The organism is Candidatus Phyllobacterium onerii (genome assembly GCF_028331445.1).
GTDB classification, from domain to species: Bacteria; Pseudomonadota; Alphaproteobacteria; order Rhizobiales; family Rhizobiaceae; genus Phyllobacterium; species Phyllobacterium onerii.
Map to the genome: position 1 here is coordinate 87,368 of NZ_JAQMHX010000005.1, position 20,984 is coordinate 108,351.

Consider the following 20,984-nt stretch of genomic DNA (forward strand, 5'->3'; position numbering starts at 1 on the left):
GGCATTATTCACGGGAATGTCACAAATGTTCAAGTTGATTTTTGCAGAGCGGCGGTTTCGAACAACGATAACAAAGCATCCCGGATTCGCAATTGGTAGTTGAACATGGGCCACGCAACAGGGTGAAACCGCCACTTGATTTTTTGATCCCCATCAAGCGTCGATCCGGCGGCGGCCATAAGTGTGGTAATGGAGACTCGCATAAAACGTTTTGGACAATAGACTAAAGTATAATATCCAGAAACACGTAGAAGTTGTTATGTGTTTATTTGGTAACAGGCGCCAGATGATTTTCAACAAAATTGGACTTACTTCGCATTTTGACCGGGACGCTTCTTGACCTGAAACATGCTTCACCTCATGTTAACCAAACGCCCCTCCCAATTAGTAGGGGTCATTTTTATGTGATCAATTAATCAAGGAATTTTTTAATGACACCTCGTTTCCCCATACGCATCGCATGCGCCGCTGTCCTTGCGGCCTCATTCGGTCTCACCGGTTCTGCATTTGCTGCATCCAAAACCGGCACGCTCAACGTGAAGCTTACTATTGTCGATGGCTGCAGTGTTTTCTCGAACAATACCGATATTTCGCTGGATTTTGGCACCTGGACGACGCTGAGTCAGAATATCGATGAATCAGCAAGTTTCGATGTCGCATGCACGGGTGACAAAGGATTCAGGGTTGGTCTCGGTAATGGATCGGGCGGCGGCACCACTGTCAACGACCGTAAACTGACCAGCGGCCCCAATAAGATTGCTTATAACCTCTACACCGATGCTGGCAGAGGAACCGTGTGGGATTTGAAGGATTATCCAGCTACTACGCCGGCGACAGCTCCTGGTGTCCTCACGAAAGTGAATATATTCGGTAGAGTGCCCGCGTCGAAAGCAATTCCGGTTGCCGGTGTCTACACGGATACTGTCGCGATAACCGTTACAGCAAACTAACCAATCTGCACATCACAGGAGGACGCCATGCGATCCTTGTTATACGGCATGGGCCTTCTTGGCCTGTGCGCGTTGCAAACCAGTGTTGCCGGTGCGTCCTCCCTGCAGGTTTCACCCACCCGTCTGGAAAAGGTGCTGCCGGAAACTGCCGGTGTCATCACGCTCAGGAATGGCGACAACAAGCCTGTGAAGGTCCAGGTGCGGGTGTTCCGCTGGAGCCAGGTCATGGGTATCGAAAGGCTCGATCCGACAACCGACGTGGTCGCAAGCCCGCCGGTCGCGCAGGTTGGGGCAAACAATCAATATACCTTACGCGTCGTACGCGTGAGCAAGAAGCCGGTCGCCATCGAGGAAAGCTACCGCGTTCTGGTCGATGAGTTGCCGGATCCTTCGCAGATGAAGAATGGCAACGTCAATTTCACGGTGCGGTTCTCGCTGCCCGTGTTCTTCAGGGCTGCCGAGACGCCAGCGGGGCAGGTGACCTGGAATATCCGGCGAGGCAATGGCGGCTATCTCCTGTCGGGAACCAATACCGGCGCGACGAAGCTGCGCGTGAAGGATGTTCAGCTGCTGCAGAACAGCAGGATCATTGCCATCAAGAAAGATGTTGCAGGCTATGTAACCGCCGGCGGCTCGGCACAGTTCGAGCTCGGTAATGCAAAGGGCCTGGCTGCCGGTCCCGCTATCCTGAAGCTTGAGACTGACAAAGGGCCGGTAGAAGCCAATGTCGATGTCAGCAATTAGCCGCGGCTGGTTAGCCCTGTGCCTTTCTGTCAGTCTCGTCGGGGCAGGGCAGGCGCAAGAGCTGCCGCCCACTGATCCACATGTCACCGCAGCAACCGAAGCCCGCGGCGCGCAAGGGCTGCAGCTTGCCGTTTTCATCAATGACGTGAACACGGATTTTGTCGGCACGTTCGAACAATTGCCGGACGGCAGTCTGACGGCGAAGCCCGATGAGCTGGAAGAGGTCGGCATCAAGCCGCTCAAGGGAGCGATCAGGCGGGACGGGTCAATCCACCTCAACGATCTGCCCGGCATCGAATATCATGTGGTGCCGGAAACGCAGAGCATTTATGTTGTCGCCACAGATGCGGCGCGTGTGCCGCGCAAGATCGATCTCGATGCCGAGCGCAGCGAACGCGAGCGTCCTAAGCCGACATCAAGCACGGGCGCGGTACTCAATTATACGCTCTATTCAAGCTCAAACGATCTGACCGATGCGGATATCAAGCCGTTTCAGGGTATTTCCGGCGGCTTCGACGCCAGGTTTTTCAGCCCGTTAGGCACGGTCAATCAATCGTTTACGGCCAGTCTTTCCGACGGCGAACTCCAAGGCTTCAAGCGTCTCAACACGACGTGGAACTATTCCGACCCGGAACGGATGATAACCTACAATGCCGGCGATTTCGTCAGCCGCAGCCTGCCATGGACCCGCTCGGTCTATCTCGGCGGCATGCAGGTGGAACGCAACTTTGCCTTGCGCTCCGATCTGGTGACGCTGCCCATGCCGGTCGTCTCGGGCTCGGCCGCCGTGCCTTCGACCCTTGAAGTCTATTCGCAAAATGTAAAGACCTATACGTCCGACATTCCGGCAGGTCCGTTCGAACTCGCCAACCTTCCAGTCATTACTGGTTCCGGCGAGGCACAGGTCGTCATCCGCGACACGCTCGGCCGCGAGACGAGGACCACTTTGCCCTTCTACACATCGAGCGAACAGCTCGCCAAGGGATTGATTGATTTCTCGGCGGAGGTCGGCTTTCCGCGCCGTAACTACGGCAGTGAATCCAATGACTATGCCAGCGATGTTTTCGGCACCGCGACCATGCGTTATGGCCTGACCAACTGGCTGACGCTGGAGGGACATGTCGAGGGCGGCGCCGATCTCCTGAACGGCGGCATTGGCGTGACTTTTCCGCTCGGCCGCTGGGGCGCGACATCGCTTGCCGCCGCCGGCAGCCAGCACGATGGGCAAACCGGCACGCTGCTCAACGGCTCGCTCGAATTGCGCTACGATGATTTTTCGCTTTATGGCCGCATGCAGCGCAGCTACGGCAATTATGACGACATCGCTTCGGTGAGTGCCGACAATGAGCGCATTCGCGAACAATATAACTACTACTATCCAGGTTCGCGTACTTTCTCGGCTCGCATGCCGCGCGCGGTGGACCAGGTGAGCCTGAGCCTGCCGACGCTGTTCAGCCGCTCCAACATCAACCTGTCCTTTACCCAGATCGAAACGGATGGTGGCGACAAAACCCGTACCGCCAGCACGTCCTATAGCACTTCGCTGTGGAAGAACGCTTCGTTCTACGCCTCCGCCTTCAAGGATCTCGACGACAGCGACAGTTTCGGCGTCTATGCTGGCCTCTCCGTATCCTTCGACAATGATATTTATGGCTCGACCGGTGTCGATCAGAACGGCAAAGACATTGCCGGCTTCGCCGAAGTTTCAAAGTCGGCGACCCGCGAGGAGGGAAGCTACGGCTGGAACGTGCGCACCAGCGAAGGCAAGACAGCAAACCGCTCGGTTGGCGGCAATTATCGCAGCAAGTATGCGCGCGTCGACGGCTGGGTCCAGCAATATGGCGATGCGGTACGGGCCAGCGGCTCGCTGGACGGCGCCATTGCCGTTGCCGGCGGCGGCGTCTTCGCCACAAACCGCATCGATGATGCCTTCGCCGTCGTGAACGTTGGCGCGGCCAATGTCGAGGTCAGGTCGCGCAACAATGTGGTTGGATACACCAACAGCAGCGGGCGGCTGATCGTGCCGGATCTCAATTCCTGGGACCCGAACCAGATCGATATCGACCCGCAAAACCTGCCAGTCGATGCCGTGGTGCGCGATACGCGCACAGTGGTGGTGCCGGCCAATAGTGGCGGTGTCGTCGTCGACTTCCACGTCAAGGAAGCCGCGGCCGCGGCGCTGGTCGGGCTGACTGATGCGGGCGGCAAGCCGCTTGACGCCGGGCTCCTCGGCCGGATCGATGGGTCGGATGCGACATTCGTCGTTGGTTATGATGGCGAGGCCTTTATCGAGGGGCTGTCGCGCAACAACAATGTGAGCGTGGAATTCGTCAATGGTCAGACCTGCCATGCGGCGTTCGCCTATAGCCCGCAGCCGGGAACCCAGGTCGCAATCAAGAATGTGGTGTGTCAATGAAACGTTTTCTGCTGCCGTTGATGTGCTTGTTCGTACTGTTGCTGGCAGCGGGAACCGCGTCGGCAGCCAATCAATTGAAATGCACGTTCGACAGGTCCGGCGTTCTGGAGTTCAGCATGGATCCTCTTCTCAGCAGGACCAGCGAGCAGAAAATGCAGATAGATGTCGATTGCAGCAGCTACGTCCTTATAAGTGTCCTAGGCTTCTTTCAACAACCAGTTCGTGTTTGCATGTCGCTGGACGCCGGCACGACTGGCAGTTCAACGACCCGTTACATGAGCGGACCCAATGGCAAGAAAATCGGTTATCAGCTGGCCGGGGGGGCCAATAAAGCTTTTCCCTACACGGCTGGCACCGAGGTTTCCAATGAGATGGTGTTGCCATTCAATTTCGTCAAAATAAATGAATGGGTACCCTCCAGTTCATCCTTCCCCATATATGGTTCGATCCTGGACACGAAGGGCATCGAGGAGGGGGTCTATACGGATACTGTGCAGGCTAAATTCCGTTACATTCCAGTCGGGGGATTCCTATTTCCCGGATGGTTTTTTCCTTCCGGCTGCAGTTTTACCGGGGGCGACACTGTAACCGCCACCATGCAGGTCCGCGTTCACGTCAAGCCATTTTGTGCATTGGACGTCAGTCAGCATATCGACTTCGGAAATTGGCAAGATCTGGACCAGCCCCGCGATCAGCAGGGTGCCGTGACGGTGAATTGCGACGCAAGCACGAAATATGCCGTCAAACTCGGATGGGGCGGTCAGGGCGACGTTAACAAGACCCGGAACATGGCGAATGGCAATGAGAAGATCAGCTACAATCTCTACAGCGACGACAAACGACTCCAGCCTTGGGGCGACAACGCAACGACAGGTTTTTTGAAAGATCAGCAAGGCGAAGGCAAAAAAAGGGTAATTCCGATCTATGCCCGCGTCCCTAAGCAGGCGACCCCTTCGCCGGGAACCTATACGGACAACGTGGTCGTTACGCTCGAGTATAATTGATGTACACGACGATACGCAGGCGACCGGCGCGTTTGAGGTATCGAACTGCGGCGATGAAAAAGCAAAAGGCCGGGAGCTACCCGACCTTCCTAAGCTTACCTCTACACCAGTGCCAGTACATCCGTGGTCAAAAATGGAAATAAGCTATTCGCTATATGCAACTAATAGCTGGCCATTACGACGGAATGATGACGCATGGCAGAAATATGGAAGCGCGTACGCCGTACAAATCGCGCTTGAGAACAAGGTGAATGATCAAGGTAAAGACAGGGTTAATGGATCACGACAAATCCAAACTATCCGGGTCGCGCCGGGCCAAGCAGCACATCGGACGGTCCGCGTGTACGGTCGCAGCGATAGCGCACCTCATAGCGCGGATCGAGGATAAGTGTGACATCCTGCGCAGTGCAGTTGCGCTCGGTAGACCGCAAATATTGCTCGGCAGCATCGCGGTACACCACGGGAGGTGTGGAACTCAGACCAAGACCTTTGACGAACCCTTCAGTTGCAGACGCGCTGCCTGCCGGTCCGATCATTAGCCGGCTTTGCGCGATATTGTCATAGATGGTGTATCTGTCGCCATTGGCCGCTTTGTACTGCTGGGGTGAAATTCCCGCATAATTATCTTTGGCGTATGAAATTGCGGCGCATCCTGCCAATCCAGCCAGTAACATCGGGGCAATCATTCGAAAAAAAACTCTCATGTCCATCTCCTCAATATCGATCTATCAATCTGCGGTTGCTGAAATCCGTGACATCACTCCTGAACCAAATTCCCCAACAAATCTGAAAGAACGAAGGCCGTTGCTGCAGGAAGATCCTCGGCAATCAGGCCGAAACGCAGCCTGCGTGCCGCCGCGCCGTGAATGAAGACCGCCGCACAGGCGGCCTCAAATGCAGGCATGCCCTGCGCCATCAGACCTGCGGCAAGACCTGCGAGAACATCGCCCGAACCTGCGGTGGCCAAAAGCGGCGTTCCATTGGTATTGATTGCAGCGCGTCCATCAGGCGATGCGATAACAGTGTCGGCGCCCTTGTAGATGACGATCGCATGGGAATGGGCAGCGGCGGCACGGGCCCGTTCGACCTTTGAAGGCAGGTCCTTCTCGTCAATATCGGGAAACAGGCGCCTGAACTCACCGTCATGCGGTGTCAGCACCAGACGGACTTCCGGTGCGCTGCGTGAGGCGTTGAAAAGGATGTCGGGATGATCGCGAAACGATGTGATCGCGTCCGCATCAAAGACCAGTTTCGCAGCCTGGTTCCGCAGCAGGGCGAGGGCAAATTCGCGGGCTTTTTCACCAATACCGAAACCCGGTCCGAGCACGAAGCTTGAGGCCTTCCGTGTTTCGATGAAAGATCGCAAATCTTCCGGGTGGTCGCAGCGGCTGAGCATGATCGAGGTGAGGTGGGCGGCGTTGACGCCTAGCGCTTCCCCCGGCGAGAGAAGCGTCACTGCGCCAGCGCCGCTTCTTGCTGCCGCCAACGCCGCGAGCCGCGCGGCGCCTGTTGCGGTCGCACCGCCGGAAAATACCGCGACGTGACCGCGCTTGTATTTGTGGGTGTCGGTTTCCGGCGCCGGAAGCAAGCCTCGCCAAAGCTCAGGCGTGTTCTCAAAACAGCGTGGTTGGATGTCTGACAGGACGTCCTTGCTTATGCCGATATCCGCCACGATCAACGCGCCACACAGATGCCGCCCCGGATACAGCAGGTGGCCAGGTTTCTTGCGAAAAAAAGTGATTGTGCTTGTCGCCTGGAAGACCGGACCGAGCGGCTGGCCGGTCAAGCCATCAAGCCCCGAAGGCACATCTACAGCAACACGCTTTACCGAGGCTTCGTTGGCATGCCCGATCGCGCCCGCCGCTTCGCCTGTGATCTCTTTGTTCAATCCTGCGCCAAACAGCGCATCGACAACAAGACTGCCGGAGTTCGGCCGAAATTCCCCGATAGGCCGCGGCTGGAGCGGACAGTCCTGAAATGCTCGTGCGGCGTCAGTCTGCGGCTTTGGTGCGCCGGCTGACCAGACGTCTACCGTCGCACCGCTCTCGGCGAGCAGGCGCGCAATCACATAGCCATCACCGCCATTGTTCCCAGGTCCGCACAGCACGTGAAATCCGGTCGCGTCGCCATGGTTCGCAAGAAGATGGCGAGCAATGGCAGCCCCGGCATTCAGCATCAGGCCGTAACCATCGCAAGGACCGGCCGCGATCGTCCGCCTGTCCGCTTCACCCATCTCTCCGGGCGTCAAAATTTCGTGGGTCATCTAGGATCAGGACCTATTCATATGATCGAAAAGGAATTTCTGCGATCAAGGTAAAGGTTTCGCAACTGCCGCGTAACCCTTCAACGCAGCAATGCATCCAAAGTTCATTTCGCGCGTTCCTGTCGTGCAACTTTCGGAGGTAAGTCATGGCTGTAACAGGCATCAAAGAACATATGGAAGTCATCGGAGCGGACGGCGTCCATGTCGGCACGGTGGACCATGTGGATGGAGCGCGCATCAAATTGACGAAAAAGGATAGCGGGGAGGGATCGCACAAGGGCCATCACCATTACATTTCAACGTCGCTGGTCGCGGAAGTGGAAGGCAACAAGGTTCGGCTGTCGGCCAATTCTGATGTGGCAGTGATGTTTGAAGAAGAGAAATCCGAAAAGTAAACTTACCGCCTGAAGAGCTCTTCAGGCCTGTCAGACGGCACCCAACCGTACCAGCACCGCGCGCGGAATGCCGTAGTGGCGGATCGCGTCGTCGTGATTGCGCAGGCCGCATAGTTCGCGCTGGATGAAATAGGCGTGGACGGCGCGCGCTGCCGCTTTGAGCTCGGGAAGTCGCCCGGACTCCGGTGCTGCGTGGAGCTTTTCCAATGTCTGTTCGACCTTTTCTCCAGCACGGCCAAGCGCGGCGGCCATTTCCGCCATGATTTCCATATCAAGGGCGTTTGGCGGGCTGTCCCGGTCGAACCTGGCGGCGATGCTTTGCGGCGGTCTGAATGACATGGCGAACTATCAATTTTTGGCTACGGGATGGTGCCGATTCGAGCATAAAGCCTTTGTGCGCGCAAGAAGCAGCGGAACATTAGCGGACGCGCGGGATTACCTTTGATACGAAGGAGGTACGATATGGGTGATCCAGCACCAATTCCGAAGCCAGGACCAGATACGAACCGGCCAACCGATCCCGGCCCCGCGCCGCGGCCCGAAGAACTGCCGCCAGAACCTGGTCCGCCAAGCGAAATTCCGGTGGAGGAACCACCACCCGATCGTTTGCCTGACGAAATGCCGGTGCCCAACCCCGACGAGGTGAGAGAACCGCCCAAGCATGTTTGAAGAAACAATTTGGGCGTCGTTTTTTTACGGCGCCCACCTATCGTTTCAACTAGCGTTGCTGATTACCCATATATCCGCCAGGTCTGCTCACTGGAGGAACGTATATATCGGGCTGGCTTGGCGGCCGACTGTCATTTCGTGACGGCCTTGCAGGGCGCGGCGTATCGGGACGGTCTGCTCGGGCTTCTTGCCTGCGACGCCAATCGTCACGGCTGCCTGAATTGTCATGGCGACGGCGCCAGTCATCGCGGTTTCCATCATAACGGCGGTTATTGTAGTAACGGGACCTGTTGTTGTAATAGCGAGGTCCGTTATAATATCCGTCGTCATAAATGGTGGTTCCGTAATAGCCGCCATATCCACTGTATCCGCCATAGTAGGGACCGGTGGTTTCGACGCACCCGGAAGCCGCTAAACCGGTCAGGCCGACTACGGCAGCGATTACAAGTGATTTCATTGACATTCTGAGTCCTCCCGACTGCTGTTAATCAGTCGCTGTGATTGTTCAACAAATGCACGACAAAAAGGTTCCAGCATGTTCATTGGTGAAAATCCGATCGGTGTGGAGCGGGCGAGGTTTATCCTGTGGCGTTTACCCGCAAATCTATTGCTTTGCCAAGCTGCACGCCATGCCGTTCGATAAAGATATGCCAACGATATCCTGAGCTCCCGGACTTGACAGTCTTTGCGTTTTCAGAAGTGATTCGCTACCATGCATTTTCCGTAGGAGTGAGTGCCATGCGTATTGCATCCCCGCGATCTGCCGAAGACGATGAACAGCGCGAAGCAGAATGGCGCGAGGCGATGCGCGATCAGTTCCTTGACAAGGTTTCATCGAACGAGATGTACGCCATCGCACAGGAGGCGCTTGCTGCCGGATGGGGACTGCTGGAGGTTCAGCGCGCGATCGATGCTTTAGTCGAGGACAAGGCTCGCGAGGCCGGTGCGGGCTCCTGTTGAGGAGCTCGTCGCACCCATCATCGGAAAGCGTATCGTCCGGAGGATTACAAGTCCGGAGTTTTTACGACCTTTACCTTACTGAAGGCGGTGTGTTTCTTGATGGAGTAAGCACCCTTCGAGCGTTTTAGCACGTCGGATAACCTTTCCGGTTCATGCCTGGTCTTGGGCATGTGTTGCTTGCTCGCATCCATAAGATGGCCCGGCGCCGTTGGCATTCTCCGGACAAAGTGTTGTGATGATGCTCCCATGGTGGTCACTCCTTCCCAAACTTCCAATATTATACAACGCTGGTGGCCAATGGAAAGTTGCCCGTTTTCTCTATGAAAGCCGCCGCCTTGCCCTATGCGACTTCTTCACTCTTCCTGCCGGCGGCAATCGCGTTGGTTCATCGACATAGTTGCCAGCTTCTTTTGCCGCTTCGATGAAAGCGACGCGTGCGGCTCCGGGGGAGAGCTTGCGTTCAAGACAGGCCAGGAGAGCTTCCCTCGCGACGGAAAGCTTCGCTCCCTGCTCAATTGGCCAATCATTCAGGATGCACTCGGCAGCACGCAATGCGGAGGTGATCACGCGCATCCTGCCAGGCTGGCTGGTCATGATCCTCACAGGGTTGAACAGTCGATCATCCATCGGACCCGAACGGAGAACCAAGGGACTCGGTTCCGTAGATCTCGATAGTCACTTGGTACCAATCAGGACGATTCCGCCCTCGCTTGGGCAGCAATTTTTTCATCGCCCGACTGATCCGTCTCAGGGAATTTCGCAAACGCCGTCGGTGCTTCATTTTCAAATAGCTCTGAAGGTTTTTGCCATTCCCCATATCGCGCCCTGTGTCAGCCAGCATATCGCCCTGTGCTCACGCAACCAAGGACAGAGTACCAGCCAAACAACGCCGAACGCAAATCCGTAACCAGAGGCGGTGCCCGGCTTCCACTGGTCGTTCCTACCCGTGGTTTTGGTAGTTGAGCGGCCCGCATCGTCTGACAGGCTGTTCAGGCTGCGTGGTTCAACGGCTTATTGGGGGCGATCTCGCAAGGACGGTTATGCCACCGGTATTAATGTGGGCCCCACAAAGCTTCGGATAAACCCTTCAACGCCGCATCGGCGGCGCGTCCCTCCGCGGTGGTCGGGTAGAACAGACCACCACCGTATTTGCTCGGATTTGTTGTTTGCCTGCGATCAGAAACGTTATTTGTTTCAATATATGAGTTCACGTCAAGCGCCTGCCTCTTTCCGGCTTCAGCGAAACTATCTAACCCCATGTACGAGGCGGTCATCCTATGCAAACCGTTTTCCGTCCTTAAGGGCGAGTTGCTGACAAGCGCAAGAACCGGGTAGCCCCGTCTTTGCCCTTCCTTAAGAGCCGTGTACGTCATTTCCTTCTTGAATTGCTGGGAGGATTCCGCCGAACTCCCCGTAACCATAAAGGCGGGGCCGTTTGTGTTCGACAGCGCGAACCTTGAATTGGTTCCTTGTGCTGTCTGGCAAGCTGTCAATAGGATAAGGAAAAGCAAGGCGATTGTGGACTTCATGATTGTCTCCCGGTTAGGAAGCATTGAGACCAGAACCTGTAAATGTCTGATTAATTGGTGAGCCCAACTGAGGCCGTTCAGGCCTGTGGTTCCATGGCATGAGCGTCGCGGTATCGCCTCCGTGGGAACAGCAACCCTCTCATGGCGCGGCTGATGTGTAGGGAATGTCCCAGAAGCCTGCGATGCTTCATTCTCAGATAATAATGTAGCCTGTCGCCATGCTCCGTGATCAGTGAGGATGCATTCGGGTTTGTTACAATGTTGCCCCAAACGTTGCCCCAGGAGGCCTTGAAAAGCAAAAGGCTCAGCGATTTCTCGCTAAGCCTTTGATTTGACTGGCTCCCCGGGCCGGATTCGAACCAGCGACCGATCGGTTAACAGCCGATTGCTCTACCACTGAGCTACCGGGGAATAGCTGCTTATTTCATCAGCGAAGTGGCCTATAGCAAAAGGGTTTCGCTTTTGCAAAGGACCATTTCGCTTTTTTTTCGACTTATGTGCATAACAGAATGATGACATGGGGCGAAGGCGTTCCTACATCCGGCTCTGGATATGGTTTAATCGAAAGAGAAGATTTTTGTCTGAAGACCCGAAAGATAAGGAAAACCAGGCGAATTCCTCGCATCACGGCCACAGGAAGCGCCGGCATATGCGCATTTTTGGCCGCCACATACCTGTTCCACAATCGGTGGCGATGCGTCGCACGCTTGGCGGCGCCCTGGTTGCCGGCGGTGCGCTCGGTTTCCTGCCTGTTCTCGGTTTCTGGATGGTCCCGCTCGGTCTGGTCGTCCTTTCACAGGATTCGGCGCTGGTACGGCGTAAACGCCGTCAGATCGAAGTGAAGCTCGGCCGTCGCTGGAAAAGCGGCTGGTTCGCATCGGACAAGGACAAAGGCTGAAGAGTTCTGTTCCGCACAAGTGACATCGCGACAGTTAGGATTGTTTGTGGCTTCTCATTTTACGTATTGCGGCACAAAACAAAAACGGCTATTCGGAATGCCGCAAGTGACGCAGTTCGGAATGAAATTTCGTCACTTCCATAAGTAGTTAATTTCATTAGCTATTTTGATGTTGAGGCCTCGTGGCGGAGTGGTTACGCAGAGGACTGCAAATCCTTGCACCCCGGTTCGATTCCGGGCGAGGCCTCCAACAAACCTTTTTCACCCATACTCCTTGATTTATCTATCTAATTTTTGAGGCGGGACAGAGCGGAATCCCACCCCAGTTCATACATATAAGATAGAAGGGGATGGTCGCGGCCGGTGACTAGCAAGCGATATTGAATTGCTGGATAGTTGTTCCCAATGGAATTTAGTGCGGGAAAGAGCAACGTGGCCACCGAAGATCATCTTGATAAAGAAACATCTGTTTCGCTAGCGCTTAAAGATGCCGGCGTGGAATTCAAGACAAAATCTCGAGCGATAGCAGTCATCGACAGAATGGCGGCCAATTTCTTCGAACGACGAGGCTTCAAAGGCGAGCGGCTCGTCCAGATCGGTCGTCAGAAGATCGACATCGAGTTATCGCTTATTAAAAGGGCGTCCGAAACCTTGTTGAAGCGCGTTGAAACAGATGAACGATTTGCCGAAAGCATTCTCGCGGCAACGTTCGAGCAAGATACTCGACGCCAATTGAACAAGGATGGAGTTATTGAAGCGGCGTTGGAGCAATTGAGCCGTGACCCTCCGGGTGAGGTTGATAGTTCGTCCGGTCCTGATGAGCTCAGTCCTGAATTTTCTGACCGTTTCGAACGGTATGCCGAAGATGCTTCTACTGACCAATTACGGGAGCGCTGGGGCAAAGTTCTGGCATCAGAGGTCAAGAAGCCGGGAACCTTCTCTACAAAGGTGATGCGCGTGATTGATGAACTGGACTCTCGAACAGCCAGTCTCTTCGAACGCATTGTACAATATCGTGTCGGGGAGACATTGCTCCAGCCCATTATGCCGGAGCTCGAGTTTAAAGAACAAGTTTCGCTGGTATCTGCTGGACTGTTAGTTGACCCAGGCATGGCGGGGCATGTAACGCGATTCAACGGGGGTCGCCAGGACAATGGGGGCGCCAAGCTATGGTTGTTTCCGTTTGGAACCTACCTAGTTGGCCTTGAACAAAGCGTTGCTTTGACCTACGGCACCGCAGCCCCGATAAAGGATAGCGAAGGTGGACCGGCTGTGCCTGTTTACCTACTGACCGACGTAGGCAAAGCACTTAGCACGATAATACCCACCGACGAAAACGTAGCTGGGCTCAGTTTTTATGCAAAACTGAAGGACTACCCACCGTCTGGCCACGTACGACTGTACGCAAAAAGTTCAAATGGCCAGTGGCAAACAGTCTCCGCGCCTGCGTAAACGGCATGTCTCCCGCACATCATAGTGCGCTTGCGGCGGCCCTCGGGTCGCCGTTTCCATTTGCAGCACCATCATGAATCGGAGATCGATCCTTATGACGTTTGCGGCGACATTCCGACCTGCCCAAGTCGCGACAGGATACAGACCCTTCATTCGTAACGGATCGCCGGAAACCGGGGCCGCAAGGACGGTGTCATTTTACCCGGTGAAAATGGGTAAGCGAGACTACTCTCTTGGTGGCGCAGTGCGAATAAAGCTAAAAGGAGCGGCGGTGTCATAGCCGCACTTTGGGCACTCGTAGATTGGACCAGGCTTATTGCCGCGAGCGTTAGAGTGTCCGACCGTTAGCATCACTGTAGGGGGAAACTGGCACTTGCAGAGTTCATACCCGAGTGCACGGGCGATTTGGGCTTCAGCGATGTCCAACTGTTCAATCGATTTCTCGATCGCAAGAGTAGCCGTTTGCTGATCCTTTGCAGGGAGAGACTTCGTCGCATCAGTGTAAATGCCGAGCAGAGCTCGCAAGGCATCTATAGCGGATTTGGCCGCATTTGCTCCAGACGCGACGACTTGTGGATCCAATTCCATGCCGGCCGTCCTTTGTCCACTGAATATCGGTTGGCGTCGAGACAACTCCGGCGTCCCTACCTTGGCTTCGCCCTTAGCGCCCTGATGCGACCTGCTCGTCCACAATCTCGATGAGCCTTTGGTAATTCCTGATGTTAGTCTCGTAGTCCACACGCATTTCATCGGTGATGTCGACACGCGGATCATTGCCCTCGGCGCGATATAGACGAACATTGCCGTTCACAAGCGGATCGAGGAGTTCCTTAAACTTTTTGATTTCGTCCATGAATTCCTGTCTTTGCGCCGCCCAGTTCATTGGTTCCCCCTAAAGGTTTGCTCCATGCCAGTCCTGAAGAACGCATGGCACGAGAAGTTCGCCCAGGCGGTGGCCAAAGGCAAGAGCGCAACTGATGCATTTGCTCAATACGCTCGTTCCGGGCGAAGCCTCCATTCACCAAAACCCTTTTCATAAGTGATTGATTTTCTTAAGTGCGGCGGGACCACCCGCTCGACTGGGCGTGCAGCACCCCTATCGATATTGATGCGTGCTGTCTTTTCAAGGCAACCGTCTGGTCGTCGAGTCGATTTGACGGAAAGAACAAACGGGTTCGCCGCCGTTCTACGCCTAGAGAGTCGACCAATCGAACCAAAATGCCTCCCAAACGTTGGCTTGATGTTTTGAAGGGAGGCGCAAAAATGTTCATTGTTCTAGGTGCCACCGGTCACGTCGGATCCGAGGTTGCAAATGCGCTTCTCGCCGACGGCGAAAGCGTCACGGTGGTGACGCGCAGCGAAAAGAAAGCCAGGGATTGGCAAGAAAAGGGCGCAAACGCGGCGATTGTCGACGTGATCGACAGAGAAGGGCTGGCTGCTGTTTTCCGGCGTGGAAAGCGGGCATTTCTGCTCAATCCCCCTGCGGCCGTCTCGACAGATACGGATGTGGAAGAGCACAAAACCGTCCAGGCTATCGTAGCTGCACTTGACGGCTCGGGACTGGAAAAGGTTGTCGTCGAATCCACCTACGGGGCGCAGCCCGGCGAACGGTGTGGCGATCTCAATGTTCTTTACGATTTCGAGCAGGCGTTGACCAAGCTGCCGATCCCGGTGACGGTTCAGCGTGCCGCCTACTACATGAGCAACTGGGATGCGATGTTGAAGCCTGCCAGCGGCGGTACTCTTCCTTCGATGTTTCCGGAAGAATTTGTGTTGCCGATGGTCGCGCCTGCGGACCTTGGCAAGGCGGCCGCCCGCTTCCTGAGGGAGCCGCCGGAAAAGACAGGCATTCACTATGTCGAAGGCCCCCAGCGCTACTCGATTGGCGAGGTGGCCCGTGCCTTCTCAAATGTCCTTGAAAAACCGGTCAAGGTGGCTGTGATACCTCGCGAGGAATGGGTGGGTGCTTATAGGAAGCTCGGTTTTTCCGAGGCCGCAGCCAGGTCCTACGCCCGAATGACCGGCGCGACGCTTGATGGAGCGGCGATGCCGGATCACCCGTTGCGAGGCACTACTTCGCTTCAAACTTACATAGCTGGACTCATTCACGGGACGCATCATGTGGAAAAGGCGTGAGAGACCAGATGATCACCTCGAGCGTGTAATGCGCTCAACTCCAGTCCAGACCTTTCTTGACGTGAGTTCAGAAGGTGTCATACTTTCGTCTATAGGCATCTTTCCTGGGGGTAGTGCCATGCAATATGTAGGGGACAAGCTTACGAGCGCCGTTGCGCAGATTAGACAACGTGAGAGGGGGCTCTCCTCATATCTCGCTTGCCGATGGTCTGCGTTCAAGACTGCTACTGTATCTGTCTATTGCAGGCTGGTTGACGCTTTATACTGAGTTCGGCCTTCCTGGCGGACGACTGCACCTACAAATTTGCATCATCGTGTGGACCGCGATCCTTGAGAAGGTGGTGGATGTTCGTTTCTGTCGAGAAAAATTTTATCTTTGTCCATGTTGCAAAGACCGGTGGCCAAGCATTGAAGCGGGCGCTGCGCCCCTATGCCGTGAAGAAAGCCTCCGGCCAATGGCGGCGGCTTCTGTCGCACCTGCCTGTCGCGGAAGATGTCGACATTCAGTTCGGCCCGCATGCCTCGGTGCGCTGGGCAAAGCTGAAACTGCCACGCCCTTTCTTCGAAGGGGCCTTCAAATTCGGGCTCGTGCGCAATCCTTATGATCTCGCTGTCTCGCGCTACGCTTTCGTACGCGGCCAGGACAACCATCATCGCCATAAAGACGCCCAGAAGCAGAGTTTCGCGGATTTTCTGCGCCAGGAGCGCCGCCGCGCATTGTGGCGCCCCCGCGATCAAAGCTCGATGCTGTGCGATTTCGACGGCAAGCTTTTGGTGGACCAGGTCTACCGCTTCGAACGGATGGAGGAGGCGTTCGCCGATATCGTCACCCGGCTGGACCTGGACGAGTCTCCGGAACTGACGCGCAAGAATGCCAGCAAGCGCGGTGCCTATCAGGAGTATTACACGCCGGTCGAGCGCAAGCTCGTCGAGCAGATTTGGAAGCGAGATCTCGAAAAATTCGAATACGAATTTTAGGGCCTGTTCTATTCACGCTCTGACGGCCTGCAAATGGCGTTTTCTCCACTCCGGTGCTCACGTACCTTAAAGTACGCTGCGCTCCGGTGCTCGAAAACCACCATTTTCGTCGCGTCATAGCACGAATTTCAACAGCCCCTTGAGCGGAGAATCTACAAAGGGAAATCATTCTGCCAGAGGGAATCTGGTTCAAGGCTAGCTCGAACGCCGCTCGGAATATCGGCGATAGACGCCTTTGCCGGCCTTCTTGGCGATATAGAGCGCAGCATCACCGCACCAGAGCAGGCTTTCCGGCGTATCGCCGTCACGCGGTGCGAGGGCAGCTCCAATCGTGACGCTGATGGCCACGGGCTCGGGACCGCCGAGATCATAGGGTTGCGACACCGATCCGATAATACGGTCGGCCACGCTGGCGACCTCGTTGGACGTCGCCTGCAACAGGACAATGGCAAATTCATCGCCGCCCATGCGATAGACAACATCATTCTTGCGCAGGCATGCTTGCAGGCGATCTGCTACAAGTTTTAAAAGACTATCGCCTTCGGCGCGTCCGTATTGATCGTTGAATTTCTTGAAACCGTCGAGATCAATACAAAGAATAGCGAATTGCAAGCGATCATCGAAGTCACTCTGGGCATAGGAACCACAAAGACTATCGAGATGGTCTTCAAGTGCAGCTCTGTCTGCCAGCCCGGTCAACTCATCCTGGCTTATAGGGAAGTCATTGAATCCCTTGATCTCAATCATCTGCTTTGCATTCCTACCGTTCGCAGAACGACTCCCATCTGCAAGTATAGAATGACAGGTGCAGCCAATCTATTCAATCCCGGATTAACCCTAGGGTTAAAAGAACTATCACTGTGGGTGGTGCGCGGATGCCGCATCGGAAAATTATCGGAAGCGGCATCAGCGTGCGGCGTTAGTCATTCATTGACGCTGATGGAAATTTTTGCCACATCGTCTGATAATTATCGCTTCTGGTCACGGATGGGTAACCATAAAGGCCGTAAGGTCCGTACCGATCGTCAGGAGCATGTCACGCGCTTGCAAGCGCTTTGCGTTGCGGGTGCCTTGAAGAGAGCTTGTAGACCATGACGCTGAATTTTGAAGACCTGCGGATCAAGATGGTCGACAATCAGTTGCGCACGACTGATGTGACCGACAAACCCTTGCTCCAGGCCTTTCTTGACGTGCCGCGCGAGAAGTTCGTGCCAAGTTTCCGCATGCCTCTCGCCTATATCGACGATGACGTCCTTGTTGCGGATGGCCGTTATCTGATGGAACCTTCGCCTTTCGCCAAGATGGCACAGCTCGCCAACATTCAGCCAGAAGACGCAGTGCTCGATATCGGATGTGCCACCGGCTATTCCTCAGCTGTCCTGTCGCGGGTCGCGCGTTCGGTCGTAGCGGTCGAATGTGACGCCGAACTTGCGGGACAGGCGGTCTCGAATCTGGCGAGCCTCGGGTTCGATAATGTCGTCGTGGTTAATGCGCCGCTCCAAGGTGGCCACGCGTCCGAGGCGCCCTATGATGTAGTTCTAATTGAGGGTAGCGTTGATCACGTTCCTGCGTCATTATTTGATCAGTTGAAGAACGGCGGAAGGCTCGTGGTTGTTGAGGGGGCGGGAAACTCTGGGAAATCAATGATTTACGTAAAAAACGATGGAATCGTTTCGGGACGCCGTGCATTCAATTCTGCGGTCAAAGCGCTCCCCGGCTTCAAAAAAATAGCCGAGTTCGAGTTCTGAAACCCGCTGCATATGAGACAAAAGTGCAACGGTCGGCCACTTTGTTTGCATTTTAGGAAATGCCGCTGTGGCCAACCCGGAAATTGATAGCTATCTAAGGCACACTGTCGAACCGAATGGTTCGGTCGGAATATTGAGAGAATGAAGGGGTTTATAGTGTTCATAGCGGGCAAGCGATTATTAACCGCAGCGCTGTTGTCAGCCACGGTACTAACCTCTACGCCTTCAATGGCTGAGACGATATTCGGGGCAATGGAAAAGGCCTACGAGAGAAACTCCACCGTCAATGCGGACAGGGCCGGCGTACGTGTCACCGACGAAGGTGTTGCGGTTGCAAAATCGGCATATCGTCCGACGATAAACGGGAATGCGTCTTTGACGTCGACCTGGCGCCGGCTTGATGGCGGTCTTCATGGACGCACTGACGAAGGGACGTTCGGCATCACCGTGAACCAGCTGCTGTTCGACGGGTTCACCACGAAGAACAATGTGGCTTCTGCAAAAACACAGGTGTTGGCCGCGCGCGAGAACCTGCGCAACAGCGAGCAGAACACTCTGTTTCAAGCCGCACAGGCATTCATGGACGTCTACCTCACCCGTCAGATCGTCATCCTGCGGCAGAAAAACCTTGAGTTCCTCGACGAACAGTTGCGCGCCGCGCGCGCACGTTTCGATGTTGGCGAGGGAACGCGTACCGACGTTGCGCAAGCCGAGGCTTCCAAAGCCTCTGCCATCGCAACGCTAGCCGCTGCGAAATCCGACGAAAAGAATGCCGAAGCTGTCTATATTCAGATCGTCGGAGCCGAGCCGGGCCGCCTCAAGGCCGCGGCGATGGCCTCGAAATCGCTGCCGCGATCAATGGATCAGGCATTCAGCATCGCCACCAATAATCATCCGGCGATCCTGGCTACGCAATATGCCGTCGATGCAGCTGGATATAATGTGAAGGCGCAGGAAGGTCAGCTCCTGCCTCAGGTCGGCCTCCAGGGTTCGATTACGCGCGACGAAATCTTCGAGGGCGGTCTGAGCACCAATACCACGGACTCGACATCGGCCTCCGCCGGGATCCAGATGACGATCCCGATCTATAGCGGCGGCAGGACATCGGCACTGGTTCGCCAGTCCAAGGAAACGTTGGGACAGCGGCGCATCGAAGTTGATGTACAGCGCGACGCTGTCCGTCAGGCGATCGCCAACGGCTATTCGACCATGGAATCGGCGAAAGCGCAGATCGTTGCTCAGAGATCAGTGGTTGCGGCCGCGGAACTCGCCTTGAACGGCGTTATCGAAGAACGCAAGGTGGGCCAGCGCACGACACTCGACGTGTTGAATGCCCAAGCCGATGTGTTGACCGGACAGGTCAGCCTGGCGCAGGCCGAACGTGACAGTGTCGTGGCGAGCTACGCCGTTCTCCTGGCCGTTGGGCGCCTAAACCCGGGCCAAATCGGCTTGCAGGTCGCGGAATACCACCCTGAGGAGCATTACGATGCAGTGAAGGACAAGTGGATCGGCCTGCGCACGCCCGACGGCCGCTGATCTCATTGTCATTTGAACAGAAATACTATTTGCCGTCGGGTTAACTCCTAGCGGCAAATTGCTTTTCAGGGACCGTTTTCAGAAAAGTCTGTGGGTTAGCCCCAAACGAACCTCGCGGGGATTCTCAAACGCAATGCAAGCCTCTACACTGGATACAGATTCGTTGCAGCGCAATGAAACAAGATGTAGTGGGCAAAAGTATCATGGCACAATCATCCAGCGTGGCCCGGGAACCCTCAATGGAGGAGATTCTCGCATCGATCCGTCGCATCATCGAGGAGAGCGATACGGGGCGGCCGGATGAAGTCGTGCCTCAGCCAGTCAACTCCGATGAGCCGCCGCAGGCTACTGCTGCCGAGCTGCAGCCTGCGGCGCACTTGAGCGAAGAAGCCGAGCTTCCACCGCGCGAAGGTATCGCCGTTCCGCCGCCAGCAGCCCGGTCCAACGAGACGGCATTGGGACGCCCGGCATCGCCACCGCAATCGAAGGTTGCCGAGCGGGAATCTGCACGGACAGCACCTTTGGCTCCGGCTGAACCATGGACAAAACCAGTCGAAGATACCGTCACGCCTGCTTTAGACATTCCGGAGGGTTTTCTAACGCCAGAAGCCGCTCCGGAGCCGACGCCGGAACAGGACTTTGTTGCTGAACCTGTCGAGGTTGCGAGCGAAATCGGTTTCGCAGAACCAGACGAGGCCTCGCCGACGGCGTCTGCAACTGAATCATCAGCCGATAGCGGAGATGACGGAGTGTCTCTGGATCTGCAGCGCACTCTTGAACCGATCCTGTCCGAGACCGCCGAGCGCCAGGTTAGCGCTGCATTTGATGACCTGTCATTCGCGGTCAGGAGCGAACAGCGGCGCTCATTCGACGAGATCGCGCAGGAACTCATGCGGCCTCTGCTGCAGGAATGGCTCGACAACAATCTGCCGACGCTGGTTGAACGTCTCGTGCGTGAAGAGATCGAGCGCGTGGCGCGCGGCGGGCGGCGGTAGCTCGCTAGCGACAGCGCTCTGGTTACTGACCCAGGATAACTTTAAGCACCTTGGGCGATACATGCTGGCTGTTGGTGGTCTCAACGTCAGAAGTCGTTATCCGGCCGCTGGCGATGCCATCAACGAGACGTTTGCAAAACACGGATGGGGCATCTTTTTCCGATATGCGCATCACAACTGCCATGTTTGCGCGCTTGTTCTGTGACTGGCGGTTGAAGTCGCTGATACATTGCGCCAGCAGCGTCCTTTTAGCGACAGGATCCGAGAGGTTCTTCTTGTAGTCCATGCTCCGCATACCAGACGAGGTACAG

24 protein-coding genes and 2 tRNA genes are annotated in these 20,984 nt (G+C 55.7%); 15 read left to right on the top strand and 11 right to left on the bottom strand.

Annotation, left to right across the window (positions count from 1 at the left end; translation table 11 throughout):
- The first annotated feature begins 431 nt into the window (after positions 1–431).
- From PHA01_RS12985 to PHA01_RS13000, 4 genes are read left to right on the top strand one after another with little or no spacing between them, the layout of a single operon-like run.
- Complete coding sequence (locus PHA01_RS12985) at positions 432–950, top strand: Csu type fimbrial protein (protein ID WP_271896130.1); 519 nt, start codon at positions 432–434, stop codon at positions 948–950.
- 27 nt (positions 951–977) lie between these two features.
- Positions 978–1,694 (top strand): fimbrial biogenesis chaperone, encoded by a 717-nt coding sequence (locus tag PHA01_RS12990; protein ID WP_271896132.1) that lies wholly within the window; start codon positions 978–980, stop codon positions 1,692–1,694.
- Positions 1,681–4,110, top strand: a complete 2,430-nt coding sequence (locus PHA01_RS12995) for a fimbria/pilus outer membrane usher protein (RefSeq protein WP_271896134.1) — start codon at positions 1,681–1,683, stop codon at positions 4,108–4,110. The genes PHA01_RS12990 and PHA01_RS12995 overlap by 14 nt, the downstream gene beginning before the upstream one ends.
- On the top strand, positions 4,107–5,114 hold the full coding sequence (locus PHA01_RS13000) for a Csu type fimbrial protein (RefSeq protein WP_271896136.1): 1,008 nt from the start codon (positions 4,107–4,109) through the stop codon (positions 5,112–5,114). Before PHA01_RS12995 ends, PHA01_RS13000 begins: the two co-directional genes overlap by 4 nt.
- A gap of 296 nt (positions 5,115–5,410) precedes the next feature.
- On the opposite strand, the gene PHA01_RS13005 is transcribed toward PHA01_RS13000, so the two are convergent.
- Together PHA01_RS13005 and PHA01_RS13010 are read right to left on the bottom strand one after the other, a co-directional pair.
- Complete coding sequence (locus tag PHA01_RS13005) at positions 5,411–5,818, bottom strand: hypothetical protein (RefSeq protein WP_271896139.1); 408 nt, start codon at positions 5,816–5,818, stop codon at positions 5,411–5,413.
- Positions 5,819–5,871: 53 nt separating this feature from the next.
- Positions 5,872–7,377, bottom strand: a complete 1,506-nt coding sequence (locus tag PHA01_RS13010; protein ID WP_271896141.1) for an NAD(P)H-hydrate dehydratase — start codon at positions 7,375–7,377, stop codon at positions 5,872–5,874.
- Between the two features lie 146 nt (positions 7,378–7,523).
- Between PHA01_RS13010 and PHA01_RS13015 the strand changes: the two genes are divergently transcribed.
- Entirely contained in the window at positions 7,524–7,772 is a 249-nt protein-coding gene (locus PHA01_RS13015; RefSeq protein WP_112530262.1) for a DUF2171 domain-containing protein, read from the top strand.
- Between the two features lie 30 nt (positions 7,773–7,802).
- Here the strand turns inward: PHA01_RS13015 and PHA01_RS13020 are convergent, their stop codons facing one another.
- Positions 7,803–8,111: a DUF6665 family protein gene (locus PHA01_RS13020; protein WP_224507013.1), complete on the bottom strand. Its 309-nt coding sequence runs from the start codon at positions 8,109–8,111 to the stop codon at positions 7,803–7,805.
- Positions 8,112–8,234: 123 nt separating this feature from the next.
- On the opposite strand from PHA01_RS13020, the gene PHA01_RS13025 reads away from it, so the two are divergent.
- Entirely contained in the window at positions 8,235–8,441 is a 207-nt protein-coding gene (locus PHA01_RS13025; RefSeq protein ID WP_112530266.1) for a hypothetical protein, read from the top strand.
- A gap of 87 nt (positions 8,442–8,528) precedes the next feature.
- Here PHA01_RS13025 and PHA01_RS13030 read toward each other — a convergent pair whose 3' ends face one another.
- On the bottom strand, positions 8,529–8,771 hold the full coding sequence (locus PHA01_RS13030) for a hypothetical protein (protein ID WP_271896145.1): 243 nt from the start codon (positions 8,769–8,771) through the stop codon (positions 8,529–8,531).
- Between the two features lie 408 nt (positions 8,772–9,179).
- On the opposite strand from PHA01_RS13030, the gene PHA01_RS13035 reads away from it, so the two are divergent.
- On the top strand, positions 9,180–9,401 hold the full coding sequence (locus PHA01_RS13035; RefSeq protein WP_271896147.1) for a hypothetical protein: 222 nt from the start codon (positions 9,180–9,182) through the stop codon (positions 9,399–9,401).
- A gap of 318 nt (positions 9,402–9,719) precedes the next feature.
- On the opposite strand, the gene PHA01_RS13040 is transcribed toward PHA01_RS13035, so the two are convergent.
- From PHA01_RS13040 to PHA01_RS13050, 3 genes are all read right to left on the bottom strand, one after another.
- The gene (locus PHA01_RS13040) at positions 9,720–10,049 is read right to left on the bottom strand and encodes a DUF982 domain-containing protein (protein WP_271896149.1); all 330 of its coding nucleotides are present in this window, start codon (positions 10,047–10,049) and stop codon (positions 9,720–9,722) included.
- A 404-nt stretch (positions 10,050–10,453) separates the two neighbouring features.
- The gene (locus PHA01_RS13045) at positions 10,454–10,930 is read right to left on the bottom strand and encodes a hypothetical protein (protein WP_271896151.1); all 477 of its coding nucleotides are present in this window, start codon (positions 10,928–10,930) and stop codon (positions 10,454–10,456) included.
- 336 nt (positions 10,931–11,266) lie between these two features.
- A tRNA-Asn gene (locus tag PHA01_RS13050) sits at positions 11,267–11,341 on the bottom strand.
- A gap of 238 nt (positions 11,342–11,579) precedes the next feature.
- Between PHA01_RS13050 and PHA01_RS13055 the strand changes: the two genes are divergently transcribed.
- The 3 genes from PHA01_RS13055 (at position 11,580) to PHA01_RS13065 (ending at position 13,280) form a co-directional block, all read left to right on the top strand.
- The gene (locus PHA01_RS13055) at positions 11,580–11,828 is read left to right on the top strand and encodes a hypothetical protein (protein WP_112530278.1); all 249 of its coding nucleotides are present in this window, start codon (positions 11,580–11,582) and stop codon (positions 11,826–11,828) included.
- Positions 11,829–12,004: 176 nt separating this feature from the next.
- Positions 12,005–12,078, top strand: a tRNA-Cys gene (locus PHA01_RS13060).
- A gap of 182 nt (positions 12,079–12,260) precedes the next feature.
- Positions 12,261–13,280 carry a DUF2806 domain-containing protein gene (locus tag PHA01_RS13065; RefSeq protein ID WP_271896153.1) on the top strand — a complete coding sequence of 340 codons (1,020 nt, stop codon included), beginning with the start codon at positions 12,261–12,263 and terminating at the stop codon, positions 13,278–13,280.
- A gap of 225 nt (positions 13,281–13,505) precedes the next feature.
- Here the strand turns inward: PHA01_RS13065 and PHA01_RS13070 are convergent, their stop codons facing one another.
- Together PHA01_RS13070 and PHA01_RS13075 are read right to left on the bottom strand one after the other, a co-directional pair.
- Positions 13,506–13,868 carry a hypothetical protein gene (locus tag PHA01_RS13070; protein WP_271896156.1) on the bottom strand — a complete coding sequence of 121 codons (363 nt, stop codon included), beginning with the start codon at positions 13,866–13,868 and terminating at the stop codon, positions 13,506–13,508.
- 73 nt (positions 13,869–13,941) lie between these two features.
- A complete protein-coding gene (locus PHA01_RS13075) occupies positions 13,942–14,163 on the bottom strand; it encodes a hypothetical protein (protein ID WP_271896158.1) in 222 nt (73 codons plus the stop codon).
- Between the two features lie 380 nt (positions 14,164–14,543).
- Between PHA01_RS13075 and PHA01_RS13080 the strand changes: the two genes are divergently transcribed.
- Together PHA01_RS13080 and PHA01_RS13085 are read left to right on the top strand one after the other, a co-directional pair.
- The gene (locus tag PHA01_RS13080) at positions 14,544–15,416 is read left to right on the top strand and encodes an NmrA family NAD(P)-binding protein (protein ID WP_271896160.1); all 873 of its coding nucleotides are present in this window, start codon (positions 14,544–14,546) and stop codon (positions 15,414–15,416) included.
- A 345-nt stretch (positions 15,417–15,761) separates the two neighbouring features.
- Entirely contained in the window at positions 15,762–16,394 is a 633-nt protein-coding gene (locus PHA01_RS13085) for a sulfotransferase family 2 domain-containing protein (RefSeq protein WP_271896162.1), read from the top strand.
- Between the two features lie 195 nt (positions 16,395–16,589).
- Here the strand turns inward: PHA01_RS13085 and PHA01_RS13090 are convergent, their stop codons facing one another.
- A complete protein-coding gene (locus PHA01_RS13090) occupies positions 16,590–17,141 on the bottom strand; it encodes a GGDEF domain-containing protein (RefSeq protein WP_271896165.1) in 552 nt (183 codons plus the stop codon).
- Positions 17,142–17,485: 344 nt separating this feature from the next.
- Here PHA01_RS13090 and PHA01_RS13095 point away from each other — a divergent pair, with 344 nt between their 5' ends.
- The 3 genes from PHA01_RS13095 to PHA01_RS13105 all read left to right on the top strand — a co-directional run bounded on the left by PHA01_RS13095 (position 17,486) and on the right by PHA01_RS13105 (position 20,673).
- Positions 17,486–18,142, top strand: coding sequence for a protein-L-isoaspartate O-methyltransferase family protein (locus PHA01_RS13095; RefSeq protein ID WP_271896167.1), 657 nt, complete (start codon positions 17,486–17,488; stop codon positions 18,140–18,142).
- A 141-nt stretch (positions 18,143–18,283) separates the two neighbouring features.
- Positions 18,284–19,678: a TolC family outer membrane protein gene (locus tag PHA01_RS13100; protein WP_271896169.1), complete on the top strand. Its 1,395-nt coding sequence runs from the start codon at positions 18,284–18,286 to the stop codon at positions 19,676–19,678.
- 203 nt (positions 19,679–19,881) lie between these two features.
- The gene (locus tag PHA01_RS13105) at positions 19,882–20,673 is read left to right on the top strand and encodes a PopZ family protein (RefSeq protein ID WP_417020962.1); all 792 of its coding nucleotides are present in this window, start codon (positions 19,882–19,884) and stop codon (positions 20,671–20,673) included.
- A 22-nt stretch (positions 20,674–20,695) separates the two neighbouring features.
- Here PHA01_RS13105 and PHA01_RS13110 read toward each other — a convergent pair whose 3' ends face one another.
- Entirely contained in the window at positions 20,696–20,959 is a 264-nt protein-coding gene (locus PHA01_RS13110; RefSeq protein ID WP_271896173.1) for a hypothetical protein, read from the bottom strand.
- Positions 20,960–20,984 lie beyond the last annotated feature (25 nt).